The following is an 18,704-nucleotide window of genomic DNA, read 5'->3' as shown; positions in this document are numbered from 1 at the left end:
TGCTCGCGGTGGAGAGTTGTCTCTTAACCGTGTGCCGTGTGGTACCCCCTCTGGCCTGCTGGGCATCTCCCCACAAGGAGGGAGATCGGCGGAGGCTTGGCTATCGCTCCCTCTCGAACGGCAGCAACACTCACCATCCCCTTAGTTGTTTGGGGAAGCCCTCGCGCCCAGCCGATCTCCACCCTTGTGGGGGAGACGGCCGGCAGGCCAGAGGGGGTGCCACACTGCTCGACGACAAAGACAGCCCTTTTTAAAACAGGCCGCCTTCGGATCAAGATCGCAGAAGCGGCTTACTTCGCTGCAGCATAGGGATCGAACCGCCCATAAAATGTCTCGCCCTTGGCGGCCATATCCTTCAGCAGCGGCGTCGGTCTGAAATGCTCTCCGTAAGCTACCGCCAACTTTTCAGTCAGTTCCACGAAAGCCTCCACACCCATGCCGTCGATATAGCTGAGCGCCCCGCCGGTATAGGGCGCGAAGCCGAAGCCGAGGATCGAGCCAACATCGGCTTCGCGCGGATCGGCGACGATGCCTTCTTCCACCGTGCGGGCGGCTTCGAGCGCGATGGTGACGAGGAAGCGCTGCTTGAGAACGGCGACGTCGACCTCGTCGGCGTTCTTCTGGCGGTAAAAGCTCTTCAGCTCCGGCCAGAGCGATTTCTTCGCCGGCTTCGGCGGATAGTCGTAGAAGCCCTTGGAATTCTTGCGGCCGAAGCGGCCCTCCTTTTCGACCATGCGGGAGATCAACTCCATATGCCTGGGGTCAATCGCCTTTTCGCCGAGATCGGCAACGGTGGCCTTGAGGATCTTCAGCGACAGGTCGATCGCCACCTCGTCGTTGAGCGCCAGCGGACCGACCGGCATGCCGGCCATCTTGGCGGCATTCTCGATCATGACCGGCGGCACGCCCTCGATCAGCATATCGTAGCTTTCCGACATGTAGCGCAGCACGCAGCGATTGACGAAGAAGCCGCGGGTATCGTTGACGACAATCGGCGTCTTCTTGATCGCCGCGACATAATCGAGCGCGACGGCCAGAGCCCTGTCGTCGGTCTCCTTGCCGAGGATGACCTCGGTCAGCATCATCTTCTCGACCGGCGAGAAGAAGTGGATGCCGATGAAATTGGACGGGCGCTTGGAATTCTTCGCCAGTCCCGTGATCGGCAGCGTCGAGGTATTGGAGGCGAAGATCGCGCCTTCCGGCAGCACGGCTTCAACCGCCTCGATGACCGATTTCTTCACCTCGCGATCCTCGAACACCGCCTCGATGACGAGATCGGCAGTAGCGAGCCCGGCATAGTCGGCCGAAGGAGTGATGCGGGAGAGAAGGGCTGCAGCCTCGTCCTGCGCAAATCGTCCCTTACCGACAGAATCCTTGACGAGGCCCTCGCACACGGCCTTGCCCCTGGCGGCAGCTTCCATGTCGCGGTCGATCAGCGTCACCGGGAGACCGGCAGCGGCGGTGACATAGGCGATCGAAGCGCCCATGAAGCCGGCGCCGACGACGCCGACATGCTTGAGTTCGGACTTGGGGATGCCGGCCGGGCGGCGGGCGCCTTTGCCGAGTTCCTGCATCGAGATGAACAGCGAGCGGATCATCGAGAAGGCTTCACGGGTCTGCAGCACCTCGGTGAAATAACGCTGCTCGATCTTCAGGCCGGTATCGAAGGGCACCTGCAGGCCTTCATAGACGCATTTCAGGATGGCGAGGGCCGCCGGATAATTGCCCGAGGTCTCGCGGCGCAGGATCGCCGGCGCGGCCGGCCAGAGCTGGGCTGATGCCGGCGTCCAAATGCCGCCGCCCGGCAGCTTGAAGCCTTTCTCATCCCAGGGCGCGACCGGCTTCAGGCCATCCTTGATCATTTGCTTGGCGGCGGGGATCAGCTGATCCGGGTCGACCACCTGATGCACGAGGTTCATCGCCTTGGCGCGCGAGCCGCTCAGCGACTGGCCCGTCGTCATCATCTGCAGCGCGTCCTGGGCGTTGGCGAGCCGCGGCACGCGCTGGGTGCCGCCGGCGCCGGGGAAGATGCCGACCTTGACCTCGGGCAGCGCAATCTTGACGCTCTTGGCATTGGAGGCGATGCGGCCGTGGCAGGCGAGCGACAGTTCAAAGGCGCCGCCCATGCAGGTGCCGTTGATCGCCGACACCCATGGCTTGCCCGAGGTTTCGAGCTTGCGAAACAGGCCGGACATACGGCCGACGAGACCGAAGAGCGTCTGCACCGCCTTTTCCGGGCTCTTTGCCTTCTCGTCCTGATAGGAGCTGAACATCGACTTGATCATCGACAGATCGGCGCCGCCGGAGAAGGAGGATTTGCCTGATGTGAAGACGACACCCTTGACGGCAGCGTCAGCCGTGGTCGCATCGATGATGGCGTTGAGCTCTTCCATTACCTCGGCGGTGAAGACGTTCATCGATTTGCCGGGCATGTCCCAGGTGGCGAGAGCGATGCCGTCGGCGTCGGTTTCGAGCGTGAAATTGGTGTAGGTGCTCATTGGGAATTCCTCTCCCTGAATTCTCTTGCGGTAAAGCCCGTCCCCTCAAAGGAAGGGTTCCGATCCCATCAAACGCGTTCGATAACGGTTGCCGTGCCCATGCCGGCGCCGATGCAGAGCGTTACCAGCGCGGTGTTGAGGTCGCGGCGTTCCAGCTCGTCGAGCACGGTGCCGAGAATCATGGCGCCGGTGGCGCCGAGCGGATGGCCCATGGCGATGGCGCCGCCATTGACGTTGATCCTGTCGTGACTGATGTCGAAGGCCTGCATGTAGCGCAGCACGACGGCGGCAAAGGCCTCGTTCAGTTCGAAGAGGTCGATGTCGGACAGGCTCATGCCGGTCCGTTTCAAAAGCTTCTCGGTGACGTCGACCGGCCCGGTCAGCATCAAAGCCGGGTCGGAGCCGATATTGGCGAAAGCCTTGATGCGGGCGCGCGGCTTCAGCCCCATGCTTTCACCGCCGGTTTTCGAGCCGAGCAGCACGGCGGCGGCGCCGTCGACGATGCCGGAGGAATTGCCGGCATGGTGGACATAATTGATCCTTTCGATCTCGGGGTGGGCCTGGATGCCGACGGCCTCGAAGCCGCCCATCTCGCCGGGCATCTGGAAGGACGGGTTGAGGGAGGCGAGCGCCTGCATGTCGGTGCCGGGGCGCATATGCTCGTCCTTATCCAGGATCGTCAGGCCGTTCTGATCCTTGACGGGCACGACCGACCTGTCGAACCAGCCCTGCTCCCAGGCATGGGCGGCGCGCTTCTGGCTCTCGACGGCGTAGGCGTCGACATCGATCCGGCTGAAGCCATATTTGGTGGCGATGAGATCGGCCGAAACGCCCTGCGGCATGAAATAGGCCGGGAAGTTCACCGAAGGGTCCATGAACCAAGCGCCGCCGGACATGCCCAGGCCGACGCGCGACATGCTTTCGACACCGCCCGCGATGACGATGTCGTCGGCGCCCTGGGCGATCTTGCCGGCGGCGAAATTGACGGCATCGAGGCCGGAGGCGCAGAAGCGGGAGATCTGCATGCCGGGCGCGCGGGTGGAATAGCCGGCTTCGAAGGCGGCAGCCTTGGGGATGACGGCGCCGGCATCCATTACCGGATCGACGCAGCCCATGATGATGTCGTCGACGGTTGTCGTATCGAGCCCGTTGCGGTCGCGGATCGCTTCCAGCGTCTTGGCCGCGAGGCGGACGGAAGGCACCTCATGCAGGGCGCCGTCCTTCTTGCCGCGGCCGCGCGGCGTGCGGACGTGATCGTAAATGAAAACCTCGGTCATTGTCTCGTCTCCCTGGCGGCGCCGACGCGCCTTCAAAATCTGCGAAGACCAAATAGCCCTTCGTATAAACTCAGGGCGTTCGGCGCTCGAAACGATTCACCGGATCGTTTCGTCGGCTGCGCCGACCGCTTCTCACCCCAACCCTCCCCACAAGGGGGAGGGAGAACCGGCTCAAAACGCTTCCGCGGCCAACTCCATCATCGTATCGGCGCCGGCTTCGATGCGGGCCTTGCGCAGGGCGGTTTCCGGCATGATGCGTTCCATGAAGAAGCGGGCGGTCACCAGCTTGTTCTTCAGGAAATCCTCGCGGCTCGCATCGCCTGACACAAGGCCCTCCTCAGCGGCTTTCGCCATCTTCGCCCACATATAGCCGAGAACGACGAGGCCGAAGAGATGCATGTAATCGGTCGAGCCGGCGCCGGCATTGTCGGGCTTGGCCATGGCGTTCTGCATGAACCACATGGTCGCGCCCTGGACGTCGTTCAAGCCTTTCTTCAGGTGCTTGGTGAAGAACGAGAGCTTCTCGTCGCTGCGGTTCTCCTCGCAGAAATCGCCGATCTCCTTGAACAGCGCCATGGCGGCGCGGCCGCCGTTCAGAGCGAGCTTGCGGCCGACGAGATCGAGCGCCTGGATGCCGTTGGCGCCTTCGTAGATCATCGCGATGCGGGCATCGCGCACATATTGGCTCATGCCGTGTTCTTCGATATAGCCGTGGCCGCCGAACACCTGCTGGGCCATGACGGCGTGGTCGAAGCCCCTGTCGGTCATCACGCCCTTGAGGATCGGGGTGACGAGGCCGAGAATGTCGTCCGCCGTCTGTCGCTCCCTCTCGTCGGTGGCGCGGTGGGCGATATCGGATTTTAGCGCGGTCCAGAGCAGGAAGGCGCGGCCAGCCTCGTTGAAAGCGCGAATGGTCATCAACGTCCGGCGGATGTCGGGATGGACGATGATCGGGTCGGCCTTCTTATCAGGCGCCTTGACGCCGGACAGCGAGCGGCCCTGGATGCGGTCACGGGCGTAGTTCGCCGCATTCTGATAGGCGATCTCAGAAATGGCGATGCCCTGCAGGCCGACCATCAGCCGGGCCTCGTTCATCATCACGAACATGGCGTTGAGGCCGCGGTTTTCGGCGCCGATCAGGAAGCCGGTCGCCTCGTCGTAGTTCATGACGCAGGTGGCATTGCCGTGAATGCCCATCTTGTGTTCGATCGCGCCGCAGGTGACGGGGTTGCGGTCGCCGAGGGTGCCGTCCTTGCCGACCAGGTATTTCGGGACGATGAACAGCGAGATGCCCTTGGTGCCCTCCGGTGCGCCCTCGATGCGGGCCAGAACCAGGTGGACGATGTTGTCGGTCAGGTCGTGCTCGCCGGCGGAGATGAAGATCTTCTGGCCAGATATCTTGTAACTACCGTCCGCCTGCGCCACCGCACGGGTGCGCAGCATGCCGAGATCGGTGCCGCAATGCGGCTCGGTGAGGTTCATCGTGCCGGACCAGGAACCGTCGACCATCTTCGGCAGATATGTTTCCTTCTGTTCCTGCGTGCCATGGACGAGGATCGCGGCGATCGCCCCCTGGGTCAGGCCGGGATACATCATCAGCGACATGTTGGCGGCGGAGGTATATTCGCCGACGGCGGCATGCAGCGTATAGGGAAGCCCCTGCCCGCCGAATTCCTCCGGCACCGCAAGGCCGATCCAGCCGCCTTCACGATAGGCCTTATAGGCTTCCTTGAAGCCTTTCGGCGTCGAGACACTGGCGTCGTCCTGGCGTCTGCAGCCTTCCTGGTCGCCGGAATAATTGACCGGAAAAAGAACTTCCTCGGCCACCTTGGCCGCCTCGCCGAGGATCGCCTCGATCATATCGGGCGTCGCATCGGCAAAACCGGGAAGATTGTTGTAGCGTTCGAGGCCCAGCACGTCGTTCAGAACGAAAAGCGTATCGTTCACCGGGGCCTTGTAGACTGGCATCTCTCAAATTCCTCCCATTCAAATAACCGGATCGCGCCGGCCTTGGTCATCGTCTTACAAAATATTGACGTTTGCGTAAACGTCAAATCCTGCCTCTCGATCGCCTTTTCATGAAAAAATTGGAGAGCGCGAATCCGCAAGCCGTTGATGCGGAGGCAGGAGACGTCATCTCATCTTCCTTGTCCATTGGGGAATGGCTTATAAGCGCAAGCGTCTTTCACTATGCATCAGGTGGGTCGGCATGATCAGTTTCGAGGCGATAAGGCAGCGCGCGGAAGAACGAAAAGGCGGAGCGGCAGGCCTCCAGGCCCTGCTGCAGAATTACCGGCCGGATCACGACCGGCTGCGCGCGATGCCGGACGACCGCATCCTGGCCGACATGACCCGCCGAATCTTCTACAGCGGCTTCGTGCAGAAGGTGATCGATGCGAAATGGCCAGGCTTTGAGGCGGCGTTTTCCGGCTTCGATCCGGCGGCGCTGAATATCGCGCCCGACGATTACTGGCATGAGCTGACATCGGACGCGCGGATCATCCGCAATGGCGCGAAGATCATGTCGGTTCGCGCCAATGCCGCCTTCGTCAGAGAGCTGGCGAGGGAACATGGCAGCGCCGGCGCCTTCTTCGCCGACTGGCCGCGGGAGGACCAGATCGGCCTTCTCGAGCTGTTGAGCAAACGCGGCAGCCGGCTCGGCGGCATGACCGGCCAGTATTTCCTGCGCGGCATCGGCCGCGACGGCTTCGTCGCCACGCTCGACGTGCTCGCCTGCCTGAGATCGGCCGGCGTGCCGCTCTCCTCCTCCGGCACTGCGAAGAAGGACCAGCAACTGATCCAGCAGGCCTTCAACGACTGGGCCGAGGAGACCGGGCTTTCCTTCATCCATCTCTCGCGCATCAGCGCCTATTCGATCGACGCGGCGCGCTGAAATTCCGATCGGATGATGTCCATTCGATCCGGCGAATTTCACGGCAATTGCCGTCTAAAATGGCCTTTCGGATGCAAACGTTAAAAAATTCTCATCGATCTTAACGGCTTGTTTACCACGTTTCGTGAAAGGTGCGGATTGAGCCGTAGTGATCCGCATTCCTTTTCCCCGTCTCGCGTTTCCCAAGGATGCCGCTACATCGTTCAGCGCGAGGAAAGTCTAATTGACTATCTTCTCATGGATGAAGGCGCTCCGGTCCGTGACAGGCGCGGGCCATAGACGGAAAAGCCACGGATCGAGCTCTGACGAGAGGTCGAACAGTCGAAGCGAGCAAGAAGATGAACGGATCGCGATCAAATCCTTCCCGACAGTCCGACAGGACCTCGCTCGATGCGCTGAACCGCACGATCGAAGGGCTGGAGGCGCGCATCGAAGGGCTGATGGGCAGCGGACGCGATCAGCGGCCGCGCACGCCAACGGCCGAGCGCGATCCTTATGCGGCCCCCCATGCGCCGCGGCCGGCAAGGGCGCCGCTCGAGCCGCGGCCGGATCCGCTGGCGGAAATTCGCCAGCGCCAGCGCGCATTGGAAGCGGGCCGCGAACGCTCCTATGGGCGCGAGCAGGCCGCTCAGCTGCGCGACCCCGCACCCCGCGCCGCGGCGCCACTCGCCGCCCCTGCCTTGCGCGCCGGCGACGACACGATGACCGAGATCGCCCAGGCGCTCGTCAACCTGCGCCAAGACCTGAAGCGCGACATTTCCGAGGGCGTGTCCCGCGAGATGAGCGCGCTGCGCGCCGAACTCCGCGAGATCAAGGCTACTGCCGGAGACAGCCGCTTCGCCGACGACATCCGCGCCGACATGGGCCGTCTTGCCCAGAGCATCAGCCAGTTGACCGGCCGCTCGAGCGGCCCCGAGGCCGCCGGCCTGCGGGAGGAGTTCGAGGAGCTGCGCTCGCTGATGGACGGACTGGCGCGCGAGGATTCGCTGCGCCACATGGAAAACCGCTGGGACGGCGTCGAGAGCCGGCTTGCCGCACTCGATACCGAGGGGCTGCAGGAAGAGCTCGTTTCGCTGGCCTACCGGCTCGACGATATCAAGCGCCATATCGGCGGCATGGGCGAAAGCCCGGCGGTGCGGGCACTGGAAGACAAGCTGATCGCCATCGCCACGGCGATGGAGCAGTTCGGCAACATGATCCAGCCGCATGACCGGGTCATGTCCGAGCAGTTCGCGGCCATGGACACGCGGCTCGATGAGATCAGCCGGGCGATCGCCGCCAGCGGACGCGCGGCCGCCGGCAACGATCCGACGCTGATGCAGCGGCTGGAAAGCCGCCTCTCGTCGCTCGCCGACCAGATCGACCTGATGAGCCATGACGCGGCCAGCCGCGCAAACCCGGCCGACGAGCTGGCGATGCGGCTTGAGGCGCTGACGGAGCGTGTCGAGGAGCTGACCAAGGCGGAAGCGACGTCGCGGCTCGACGAGCGCCTGGAACATCTTTCCTACCTGCTGGAGCGCACCCAGATGGCGGCCGCGCAACCCGACCTCACCGGACCGCTTTCCGACATCTCCCGCAAGATCGACGCGCTCGAGAACGGCGCCGTCAACGACGTGCTGGCTCAGCGGCTCGATTATCTCGCCCGGCGGATCGACGAGATGGCCCATCAGCAACCCGCACCTGCCGCGGCGATCGATGACAGAGCCTTCCAGCGTCTCGAAGGCCGGCTGAGCGACATCGCCGCCCGGCTGGAAGAGACCACAGCGGCGCCGCCAACCGATCCGCGGGCGCTGAAGAACCTCGAAGACCAGATCGCCAATCTTTCGGCGCTGATGAGCGAGCCGCGCGAAGGCGCCGCAATTCCGGCCGATCTCGACCGGCGCATGGGCGCGATCGAAGACTATATGGCGACAAGCGACGAATATATCATCGAGGCGGCGCGCCAGGCGGCGGAAGCCGTCGTCGAGGCCTATTCGCGCAATGGCGGCCTGCAGGGCGGCGTGCCCGCCGCCGACCTGTCGGCGCTGACGGCGCTGGCCGAGGATCTGCGCCATCTCGAGGATATCAGCCGCGACAGCGAGGAGCGCACGCACAAGACCTTCAAGGCGCTGCACGAGACGCTGGTCCATATCGCCGAGCGCCTCGACAGCATGGAAGAGCGCGGACGGCCGATCGCTCAGATGCCGGTGGCCGACGTCGATTTCGATGTCGACCCCTACGCGCTGTTGGTGACCGAAGCCGCCCAGACACCGGAGGCGGTCCTGGCGGCGAAGGCCTCTCCGGTCATCCGCACGGCAGAGGTCGCAGCCGAACCGGTCGCCCAGGCTACGGCGATGAGCGCGACGAGCGCAATCGCCATCGAAGCCGCAACGCGGCCGCCGGAGGCCCCGACGCCGGCACCGGTAAGAACCAGCCTGCTCGCCAGCCTTGGCAAGCGGCTGCGGCCCGCCAAGAAAGCCGAGACGCAGGCGAACGAGCGACCGGTGATCGACCCGGCGCCGTCGATCGATCCCGCCGACGTGGTTCCAACGGATGCCGCGAACGAACTGCTCGAGCCGGGTTCGGGCGCGCCCGACGTCAAGAAGATTCTCGAGCGGGTGCGCGCCAGCCAGAATGCCCAACGCGGCAAACCTGCCGTCGAGACCGATCGCGCCGATTACATCGCCGCTGCGCGCCGGGCGGCGCAGGCAGCCGCAATGGAAGTGGACGCCAATCCGAAGCAGGCGGCAGTCAAGGCTGAGAAGAAGGCCGCGAATGCCGACAAGGCCGGCAAGGCGGGCAAAACCAGCGCCTTTTCGCGCTACCGCCGGCCAATTCTTCTCGCCGTCGGCGCCGTGCTGCTCGCCATCATGGCCTTTCCGCTGGCCCGGACGCTGACGAGCGGCGAACCCGCACCGCAGCCGCCGGCGGAGGTCTCGGCACTGACGGGGGTGACGGACAACCCGCAGCCGGTCCTGCCTGAGGCAACACCCGCCAAGCCGGACACCGGCTCTGCCGATATGAACGCCCCTGCAACGGAGCGCGCGCCGGCCATCGATCAGGCGCAGCCGGAAAAAGCCCCGGCTGCCGCCGGCGATCATCTGACCGATGCAACCCCGCTCGACGGCGAAGGGGCTGCAACCTTGGCCCCCGCCGGCTCGTCCGCGGCTACGCAGGAAACCTCGAGCTTCACTCCGAACAGCCCGACCGCAGCGGCGGCCGCGCCGCAGGCAGCGATCGCCATCCCCGACAGCGTGCAGCCGAAATCACTTGCCGATGCGGCGCAGGGCGGCGACGCCTTGGCGCTGTTCGAGATCGGTGCGCGCTATTCGGACGGCCGCAACGGCATGGGCGTCGATCAGAAACAGGCCGCAGGCTGGTACCAGCTTTCGGCCGACAAGGGTTTTGCACCGGCGCAATACCGGCTCGGCAGCATGTATGAGAAGGGCAACGGCGTCGAACGCGACATCGCCAAGGCGAAGGGCTTCTACGAGCAGGCGGCGACCCAGGGCAATGCCAGCGCCATGCACAATCTCGCCGTTCTCTACGCCTCCGGCGCACTCGGCCAGCAGGATTATGCGACGGCGGCGTCGTGGTTCACCAAGGCCGCCAATCTCGGCATCACCGATAGCCAGTTCAACCTGGCAATCCTCTGCGCGAGGGGCAACGGCGTTCCGGCGGATCTGGAAGAATCCTACAAGTGGTTCGCGATCGCCGCCAAGGCCGGCGACAAGGATGCAGCGCAGAAGCGCGACGAAGTGGCCAACGCCATGAAGGCCGACCAGCTCGAACGGGCGCGCGCCAAGGCCGATCTCTGGAAGCCGGAACCGCTCGACCATCGCGCCAACGGCATCGACATTCCCGACGAATGGGCGGGCACGGGCATGAAGACGGCAACCGTCGACATGAAGAAGGCGATCCGCAACATCCAGGCGATCCTCAACAATAACGGCTTCGACGCCGGCGTGCCGGACGGCGAAATGGGGGCGAAAACCGTCGCCGCGATCAAGAGCTTCCAGAAGTCGATCGGCCAGGAGCCGGACGGCAAGGTGAGCGACGCGACCGTCAAGGCGCTGCTCGAACGCAACAAGCAGGTCGCCAAGGCGATCTGAGGCGCGTCGACGAAGGCCGAGCCTAAGACCCCTCGCCAGCCCCTCCCCACAAGGGGGTTAGGGAGGGTCTTCGCCGGCCCCGCGGCGCTTTGCCGCAAGCTTTTCCGAATTTTTCCAACGGTCGTCACAAAACCTGAAAAAAGCCCGATTATGGCGGACATATCGATCCGCGCATCGCCGAATCCCTGCCATCGATCTCCATCCATCAGGCCGATCGAAAGCCTCTGGCAACGATTTCACAGTATGGTGTGCATTCGAACGGGGACATGACAGGAACCGCCCGGCAGGAGCGGTCATCATTCGGGGTCGGTTGTGACAATCTATCTGCCAATCGCAGAATTGTCGGTGAACATCTTCATCATTCTCGGCATGGGGGCGGCCGTCGGATTCCTGTCTGGAATGTTCGGCGTCGGCGGCGGTTTTCTCATCACCCCGCTATTGATCTTCTACAACATCCCGCCCGTCGTCGCCGTCGCCACCGGTGCCAACCAGGTCGTGGCGTCGTCGATTTCGGGCGCGATCACCCATTTCCGACGCGGCACGCTCGACGTCAAGCTCGGCACGGTGCTTCTGGTCGGCGGTCTTTCAGGGGCGACCGTCGGCATCTGGATCTTCTCGCTGCTGCGTGCCATCGGCCAGCTCGATCTGATCATCTCGCTGATGTATGTCGTCTTCCTCGGCACGGTCGGCGGGTTGATGCTGCTCGAAAGCATCAATGCCATGCGGCGGGCGGCACGCAATGAGCCGCCTGTACCGCGCAAGCCGGGCCACCAGCACTGGGTGCACAAGCTGCCGCTCAAGGTGCGCTTCAAGAAATCGAAGATCTTCCTCAGCGTCATTCCGATCATTGCGCTCGGCTTTGCGATCGGTATCCTCACCTCGATCATGGGTGTCGGCGGCGGCTTCATCATGGTGCCGGCAATGATCTACCTCCTGCGCATCCCAACCAATGTCGTGGTCGGCACCTCGCTCTATCAGATCATCTTCGTGACCGCCTATACGACGATCGTGCAGGCGGCGACGAACTTCTCCGTCGACATCGTGCTTGCCTTCATCCTGATGGTGGCGGGTGTCGTCGGGGCGCAATACGGCGTGCGCGTCGGCCAGAAGCTGCGCGGCGAACAGCTGCGCGCCCTGCTCGGCCTGCTGGTGCTGGCCGTCGGCCTGCGTCTGGCGATCGCGCTGGTGGTCACGCCGGCGGACGTCTATTCGGTGGTGATGGGGACCGGCAACTGATGCGCCTGCTTGCCTCGATCCTCCTGCTCCTGTGTCTGCAGCCGGCGGTTGCCGGAGCGCAGTGGCTGCCGGGGCAGGCAACGGAAGCGGTGCGCGAGGGGCTCGAGATCGGCACATCGACCAGCGAAATCGCCATCACTTCGGATTTCCATGGCGCGGATCTGACGATCTTCGGGGCGCTCTCGAACACCGACCAGCTGCTGCTCGCCATTGGCCAGTATGACGTGGTGGTGGTGCTGGAAGGCCCGCGCGAGGACGCAACGGTGCGCAAGAAGGAACGCGTCTTCGGCATCTGGGTGAACAGGCGCTCGATGACTTTCGAGGCGGTGCCGCATTCCTATTCGATGTCGAGCTCGCGCATGATCGACGATCTGACGACGCCGCTCGAACTCACCGATCAGGGGATCGGCATCGACCACATTCCGCTGACGCCGGTCGGCTTCGTCGGCGACGGCAGCAATCTCGGCGAATTCCGTCAGGCTTTCCTCCGACTGCAGCAGGGCGGCGCGCTTTATGACCGCAACCCGAGCGGCGTGCGGTTCGTTTCATCGAACCTCTTCAAGGCGAGCCTGCGCCTGCCGGCAAATATTCCGAACGGGGTGCATACGGTGCGTGCCTATCTCTTCAAGAGCGGCAATCTCATCACCGATAAATCGCTGCCGCTGCGCGTCATCAAGACGGGGATCGAGCAGACGATCACCGATGCGGCCCATGATCAGCCGATCCTCTACGGCTTTGCGGCCGTGGCGCTCGCCGTCGTCACCGGCTGGGGCGCCAGCCTGATCTTCCGCAAGGAATGATCCGGCGCCGACGGCAAAATCATCGCGCCCTTGTCTTATGTCTTCAGGAAGGCGAGCCGCTCATCGACGCGGGCGGGGGCAATTTCCAGAATATCGGCGCTGACGACGCCTTCCGCTACAAAAGGATCCTGCCGGATCCGGGTTTCGAGTTCAGCGCGCGAGGTGTTGTGGGCGACGACCGCTCCACCTGCGTTCGGCTGAAGGCCGCCGGCGAGAAGAAAAATCCCATCGTCGAAGCCGCGTTTGAGCCAGGCATTGTGCGCCTCCATCAGAACGGGCGCTTTGGCCTTGCCATCAGAAAACTTCAGCGTAATGAAAAACATCCAAGGGCTCCTTTAGCAATGCTGTCGGGAATAGGTTTCGGGAAAGACGGGTGTTCCGGGCCGCTGCGCAGACAGCCAGGCGCGCATGTTTTCCACCTCGTTTCGAACAAAGATTTCGTCGTGATAGGCGGCCGCGAGCGTCGCAACACCTTGGCTTCGCATTAGAATGTGCATGGCAAGCGCTTCGGCTTCAGCCTCGCGGCCGAATGCGCTGAATTGACGTGAGAGCCAATGGCGAAACAGATCGAAAAGTTCGGCAGCGCGGCCCTTGGCAATGTGATCGAGCTTGGCGAGTTCGCCGCAAAGCGTGCCGACCGGGCAACCATAGGCCATGATCTTCGCCTGATTGACGATGAGGAGATTGACGAAGCTGAGAATGCGCTCCTCAGCCGCCTCGGTTTTCGCTTCCCACCCATCGAGCATTGACCTGGTCTTGCGGAGGCGATGGGTGATCACTGCATCGAGAAGCTCGTCCTTCGTCTTGAAGTGATAATAAAAATTGCCTCGCGAGAGTCCGACTACTCCCGCAATGTCGGCAAAGGACGTTGCTTCGAAGCCTCTTTCATAGAAAAGCCCGTCGGCGGCTTCCACTATCTGCTGTCGGGTGGCCGCAGCGACCATTATATTCTCCCTCTGTCCGCGAAGGCTACGACTCGTAGGTCATTTGACCTAGACGGAATTTGGACAACCGACCTAGAAGAGTCAAGCGCCGAGACCCTTGTCGATGGAGCCTTTCGAACCACTTGCCTTTCGCAATCAGTTGTACTATCGTGAACCAGTTGCTTATTGAAACTGGTTTTTCGAGGAGGATAAAAATGCGGAAGCTTGTCGTGTGGAACCTGATGACGCTCGATGGCTATTTCGAGGGAACGAAACCGTGGGACATCGACTTCCACAATCTCGCCTGGGGACCGGAGCTCAAGCGCTATGCCGAGCAGTTCGGCGAGGAAGGTGATCTTCTGGTCTTCGGCCGCAAGACCTATGAAGGCATGGCCGCCTACTGGCCGACCGCGGAGGACGAAGACAAGATCAAGGCCTATATGAACGGCACTCCCAAGATCGCCGTCTCTCGAACGATGACCGATCCCGGCTGGAACAATGCGCGTGTCGTCAGCGATCCTATCCCCGAGTTGAGGAGGCTGAAGCAGGAAGACGGCAAGACCATCTTCATCTTCGGCAGCGCCGTGCTTGCCGACAGCCTGCTGAAGGCCGGCCTCATCGATGAGATCAGGGTCTGCGTGGTGCCGGTCATTCTCGGCGGCGGCAATCCCCTTTTCAAAGCGAACGAGGCCCAAGTGCCGTTGAAGCTCATCGAATCCTCGACCACGCAAAGTGGCGCGGTGATCCTGCGCTACGAGCCGGTCGAGGCGTAGCGGCCCGTGGGTCTTGGCTGTCTAGTTCCTGAAAAAGACCCTTCCCCAACCCTCCCCACAAGGGGGAGGGGCTTATATGCCGCTCCCGCTGCTCTCCATATCACCCTTGCATCTGCGGAAAGGCTGACGTCTGCCCAATTGGCGCAGCGCCTTAGCCCCTCCCCTTGTGCGGAGGGATTGGGGAGGAGTCTTCATAATGGCATCCCTTCGGAAAAGCTCGTATTCGACTAAAAACCGGTTTTTAACATTTACGAGTTAGTAATCTCTCGGAAACGAGAGGTTCTGTTATGCGTACTCGTATCGTTCTGACCGCCGTGGGTCTCGCGCTGCTTGCCGGCTGCGCGACGGCGCCGAAGCAGACGAGGAACATCTGCGCCGTCTTCGACGAGCGTGAAGGACTTTTCTCCAGCTGGCAGAGGGCGGCCGAGCGGACGGAGAAGAAATACGGCGTGCCCGTACCGATCCTGATGGCGACGATGTACACCGAATCCGGCTTCCAGCCCTATGCGCGGCCGCCGCGCACCAAGCTCTTCGGCTTCATTCCCTGGACCCGGCCGTCGACGGCCTACGGCTATTCGCAAGCGCTCGACGGGACATGGGATCACTATCAGTCGCAGACGGGGAACTGGGCGGCGCGGCGGACGAATTTTACCGACGCGATCGATTTCATCGGCTGGTATCATTACCAGAACAGCGTGGACACCGGCATTCCACTGAACGATGCCTATAACCTCTATCTCGCCTATTATTCCGGTCCGACCGGATATAAGCGCGGTGACTGGCGCTCGAACGGGCAATTGCAGCAGACAGCGCAGAAGTTCGCACGCATGGCCGGGATGTATCAGCAACAGTTGCAGGGGTGTGATTGAGTTCAAAGGCGTGCCGTGTGGCACCCTATCGACAGGCGCTACCCCCGCAAATTCCCGTAGCGGACCGAATAGATCCTGTCGCGTCCCAACAGGTGCGCGATCAGCGAAGCTTTGTCGAACAGGCCCTTCATCGCCTGATGGCCGACGTCGAGACCACCGCTCATCACCCCGAAGGCTGGCATCAGGAGGCGGGCGCCATCGGCGGCAAAACAGGGGCGGCGGATCGATCTTTCGCGTCGGCGCACGGTCGCCGAAGGATGCAGATGGCCGGCGATCTCGCCGCTCTGGAAGCCGTTTCTCGGCTCGTGGCGGAAGGTCAGGCCGGCATAGTGCACCTCGTCGACGCACGCGCCCGGGAGATCGACGACGCCATCGGGATCGTGATTGCCGTTGACCCAGATCCATTCGCGGCCACGCGCCATGCCGACGATCAAAGCGCGGAAATTGTCCGGCAGATGCTTCGAGCCGATGCGGTCGTGAAAATTGTCGCCGAGCGAGACGACGAGCTTCGGGTCGTAACGCGAGATGACGGCGGAAAGCACGGTCAGCGTCGCCAGCGTGTCATAGGGCGGCAGCATCATGCCGCGGCGGGCGAAGGCGGCACCCTTTTCCAGATGCAGGTCGGAGACGACAAGCAGGCCGGCATCCGGCAGATAGAGGGCGCCGAGCGGATCGCAAACGGCGGCAATACCGTTCACCGATGTCTCGATGCCCGGTATTGCGGCCAGTCCCGATATGTCGCGCGCGAGCGCCAAGCGGTTCATCACTGTCGTCGTTTCCAAATTCGTCAAGCCAGAGCTTCGGCGATCAGATCGTCGGCCGCTTCGGCGAGCAGCGCATCATGGGCCTCGCCCGGCACCGCCTCCCGTCCGATCTCCAGCATCACCGGCACGGCGAGCGGGGAAATATGGTCGAGCGGCCGGTGGGTGATGTGGCCCCTGATTCGCATCAGCATATCGCCAAGACGACTTATGTCCAAAAGTCCCGTCGCCGCATCCTGGCGCGTCGCCTGCAGCAGGATGTGATCCGGCTCATGGCTGCGCAGCACGTCGTAGATCAGATCGGCCGAGACGGTGATCTGGCGGCCGCTCTTCTCCTTGCCCGGATGGCGGCGCTCGATCAAGCCTGCAATCACGGCGCAATTGCGGAAGGTGCGCTTCAGCAGGAAGGATTCGGCGAGCCAGGCTTCGAGATCGTCGCCGAGCATATCCGCATCGAAGAGGTCGGAGAGGCTGAGCCGGCCATTGCCGATCATCAGCCCCATATCCTCCAGGCCCCAGACGGCCAGCGAATAATCGGTGGCGACGAAACCGAGCGGCTTGGCGCCCGCCCGCTCCAGCCGGCGGGTGAGCAGCATGCCGAGCGTCTGATGGGCGAGACGGCCCTCGAAGGGATAGGCGACCATATAGCCGCGGCTGCCGCGCGGAAAGGTTTCGATCAGGAACTCGTCGCGTTTCGGCAGCATCGACTTGTCGGTTTGCAGCGCCAGCCAGTCGCGCACCTGATCCGGCAGGTGGCGCCAGCGATCGGGATCGGCGATCATCGCCCGCACCTGCTCGGCGAGATAGGTCGACAGCGGAAACTTGCCGCCATTATAGGCGGGGATCTTCGGATCGAGCGAAAAGGCCTGCGAGGCCAGGCATTCGTTTTCCCGGATGCCTTCGAAACGCAGCACCTTGCCGGAGAAGACGAAGGTGTCGCCCGGCGACAATTGCTCGAGGAAATATTCCTCGACCTTGCCCAGCGTGGCGCCGCCGCGGCCGATCCGGCCGCCCTCGCCGCGCTTGACCATGCGGATGTTCAGCATCGGGCTTTCGACGATGGTGCCGAGGTTGAGGCGGTACTGCTGGGCGACGGCCGGATTGGAGACGCGCCAGCGCCCCTCCTTGGTTTTGCGGATGCGGGCGTAACGCTCGTAGGTCCGAAGCGCATAACCGCCGGTCGCGACGAAATCGACGACGCGCTCGAAGGTCTCCCAGCTGAGATCGGCATAGGGCGAGGCGCTGATGATTTCATCGTAGAGTTCCAGCATGTCGAAAGGTTCGGCGCAGGCCATGCCGAGCACGTGCTGGGCGAGCACGTCGAGCGCGCCGCGGCCGACGGGCGGCGTGTCCTGGGCGCCGATATAATTGGCGTCGAGGGCGGCCTGGCACTCCATCACCTCGAAACGGTTGGCCGGCACGAGGATCGCTTTCGAGGGTTCGTCCATGCGGTGATTGGCGCGGCCGATGCGCTGGGCAAGCCGCGAGGCACCCTTCGGCGCACCGACATGGATGACGAGATCGACATCGCCCCAGTCGATGCCGAGATCGAGGGTTGAGGTGGCGACGACGGCGCGCAGCCGGTTTTCGGCCATCGCCGCCTCGACCTTGCGGCGCTGCGCGACATCGAGCGAGCCGTGGTGGAGGGCGATCGGCAGGTTGTCGTCATTGATCGCCCAGAGTTCCTGGAACAGCATCTCCGCCTGGCTGCGGGTGTTGACGAACAGCAGCGTCGTCTTGTGTTCAAGCAGCTGCTTGTAGACATCGGGAATGGCATAGCGGGCGGCATGACCGGCCCAAGGGATCCGCTCTTCGGTCGACAGGATCGAGATATCGGGTTTGGCACCGCCTTCGACGACGACGAGCCCGGCATGATGCTCCCTGCCCTCCTGCCCCCCGCCCTCCCTTTGGGCGACCAGCCATTTCTGCAGGTCCATCGGCTCGGCAACCGTCGCCGAAAGCCCGATCGTCTTCAGGTCGGGGGCAAGCCGGCGCAGGCGGGCAAGGCCGAGCGACAGCATATGGCCGCGCTTGGAGGTGACGAGCGAGTGCAGCTCGTCGAGCACGACATATTTCAGGTCCTTGAAGAAACGCTCAGCCTCACCGTTGGCCAGAAGCAGGGCGACCTGCTCCGGCGTCGTCAGCAGAATATCCGGTGGATTGAGCTTCTGGCGCTGGCGCTTGGCAATCGGCGTATCGCCGGTGCGATTTTCTATCGTGACGGGCAGACCCATCTCTTCGACCGGCTTCATCAGGTTGCGCTCGATATCGATCGCCAGCGCCTTCAGCGGCGAGACGTAGAGCGTATGGATACCGGTGAAGGCGGAGCCGGGCGGAATTTTGCCGCGGCGGGTGAGATCGGTGAGCGAGGGCAGGAAACCGGCCAGCGTCTTGCCGGCGCCGGTCGGCGCGATCAGCAGCGTGCTCTGGCCGGCCTCGGCGCGGGCGAGCAGCTCCAGCTGATGGGCGCGCGGGCGCCAGCCCTTTTCCGCAAACCAGCGGGTAAAGGCGGCAGGCAGCAAGGTGTCGGAATCGATCTGGTCCACGTCCTGAAGGTAGTGAAAAGCGGGCGAAAAAGAAGAG

At 63.2% G+C, this 18,704-nt stretch carries 13 protein-coding genes; 6 read left to right on the top strand and 7 right to left on the bottom strand.

Annotated elements, in window-relative coordinates:
- Positions 1-290 precede the first annotated feature (290 nt).
- From HJB91_RS06400 to HJB91_RS06390, 3 genes are all read right to left on the bottom strand, one after another.
- Positions 291-2,498 (bottom strand): 3-hydroxyacyl-CoA dehydrogenase NAD-binding domain-containing protein, encoded by a 2,208-nt coding sequence (locus HJB91_RS06400; RefSeq protein ID WP_221153859.1) that lies wholly within the window; start codon positions 2,496-2,498, stop codon positions 291-293.
- 68 nt (positions 2,499-2,566) lie between these two features.
- A complete protein-coding gene (locus HJB91_RS06395) occupies positions 2,567-3,775 on the bottom strand; it encodes an acetyl-CoA C-acetyltransferase (RefSeq protein WP_210629294.1) in 1,209 nt (402 codons plus the stop codon).
- Between the two features lie 171 nt (positions 3,776-3,946).
- The gene (locus HJB91_RS06390) at positions 3,947-5,743 is read right to left on the bottom strand and encodes an acyl-CoA dehydrogenase C-terminal domain-containing protein (protein ID WP_221145929.1); all 1,797 of its coding nucleotides are present in this window, start codon (positions 5,741-5,743) and stop codon (positions 3,947-3,949) included.
- A gap of 241 nt (positions 5,744-5,984) precedes the next feature.
- On the opposite strand from HJB91_RS06390, the gene HJB91_RS06385 reads away from it, so the two are divergent.
- The 4 genes from HJB91_RS06385 to HJB91_RS06370 all read left to right on the top strand — a co-directional run bounded on the left by HJB91_RS06385 (position 5,985) and on the right by HJB91_RS06370 (position 12,795).
- Entirely contained in the window at positions 5,985-6,668 is a 684-nt protein-coding gene (locus HJB91_RS06385) for a DNA-3-methyladenine glycosylase I (RefSeq protein WP_221145927.1), read from the top strand.
- A 338-nt stretch (positions 6,669-7,006) separates the two neighbouring features.
- Complete coding sequence (locus HJB91_RS06380; protein WP_221145925.1) at positions 7,007-10,759, top strand: peptidoglycan-binding protein; 3,753 nt, start codon at positions 7,007-7,009, stop codon at positions 10,757-10,759.
- Between the two features lie 312 nt (positions 10,760-11,071).
- On the top strand, positions 11,072-11,995 hold the full coding sequence (locus tag HJB91_RS06375) for a sulfite exporter TauE/SafE family protein (protein WP_210629298.1): 924 nt from the start codon (positions 11,072-11,074) through the stop codon (positions 11,993-11,995).
- Complete coding sequence (locus tag HJB91_RS06370) at positions 11,995-12,795, top strand: TIGR02186 family protein (protein WP_221145923.1); 801 nt, start codon at positions 11,995-11,997, stop codon at positions 12,793-12,795. The genes HJB91_RS06375 and HJB91_RS06370 overlap by 1 nt, the downstream gene beginning before the upstream one ends.
- Before the next feature lie 35 nt (positions 12,796-12,830).
- On the opposite strand, the gene HJB91_RS06365 is transcribed toward HJB91_RS06370, so the two are convergent.
- Together HJB91_RS06365 and HJB91_RS06360 are read right to left on the bottom strand one after the other, a co-directional pair.
- Complete coding sequence (locus HJB91_RS06365; RefSeq protein ID WP_221145922.1) at positions 12,831-13,118, bottom strand: YciI family protein; 288 nt, start codon at positions 13,116-13,118, stop codon at positions 12,831-12,833.
- A 12-nt stretch (positions 13,119-13,130) separates the two neighbouring features.
- Positions 13,131-13,739 (bottom strand): TetR/AcrR family transcriptional regulator, encoded by a 609-nt coding sequence (locus tag HJB91_RS06360; RefSeq protein ID WP_221153857.1) that lies wholly within the window; start codon positions 13,737-13,739, stop codon positions 13,131-13,133.
- A gap of 194 nt (positions 13,740-13,933) precedes the next feature.
- Between HJB91_RS06360 and HJB91_RS06355 the strand changes: the two genes are divergently transcribed.
- Together HJB91_RS06355 and HJB91_RS06350 are read left to right on the top strand one after the other, a co-directional pair.
- On the top strand, positions 13,934-14,491 hold the full coding sequence (locus HJB91_RS06355; protein ID WP_221145918.1) for a dihydrofolate reductase family protein: 558 nt from the start codon (positions 13,934-13,936) through the stop codon (positions 14,489-14,491).
- A gap of 287 nt (positions 14,492-14,778) precedes the next feature.
- Complete coding sequence (locus HJB91_RS06350; protein WP_221145916.1) at positions 14,779-15,360, top strand: transglycosylase SLT domain-containing protein; 582 nt, start codon at positions 14,779-14,781, stop codon at positions 15,358-15,360.
- A 38-nt stretch (positions 15,361-15,398) separates the two neighbouring features.
- Here the strand turns inward: HJB91_RS06350 and pdeM are convergent, their stop codons facing one another.
- Both pdeM and HJB91_RS06340 read right to left on the bottom strand, forming a co-directional pair.
- A complete protein-coding gene (gene pdeM, locus HJB91_RS06345; protein ID WP_221154078.1) occupies positions 15,399-16,124 on the bottom strand; it encodes a ligase-associated DNA damage response endonuclease PdeM in 726 nt (241 codons plus the stop codon).
- A 23-nt stretch (positions 16,125-16,147) separates the two neighbouring features.
- Positions 16,148-18,667: a ligase-associated DNA damage response DEXH box helicase gene (locus tag HJB91_RS06340; RefSeq protein WP_221145914.1), complete on the bottom strand. Its 2,520-nt coding sequence runs from the start codon at positions 18,665-18,667 to the stop codon at positions 16,148-16,150.
- Positions 18,668-18,704: the final 37 nt, after the last annotated feature.

The sequence above is a fragment of the Rhizobium sp. NLR10b genome (assembly GCF_019685435.1).
In the GTDB taxonomy this organism is placed as follows: Bacteria; Pseudomonadota; Alphaproteobacteria; order Rhizobiales; family Rhizobiaceae; genus Rhizobium.
The sequence above is the reverse complement of the archived record's forward strand: the minus strand, read 5'-3'. Positions and strand labels throughout refer to the sequence as shown.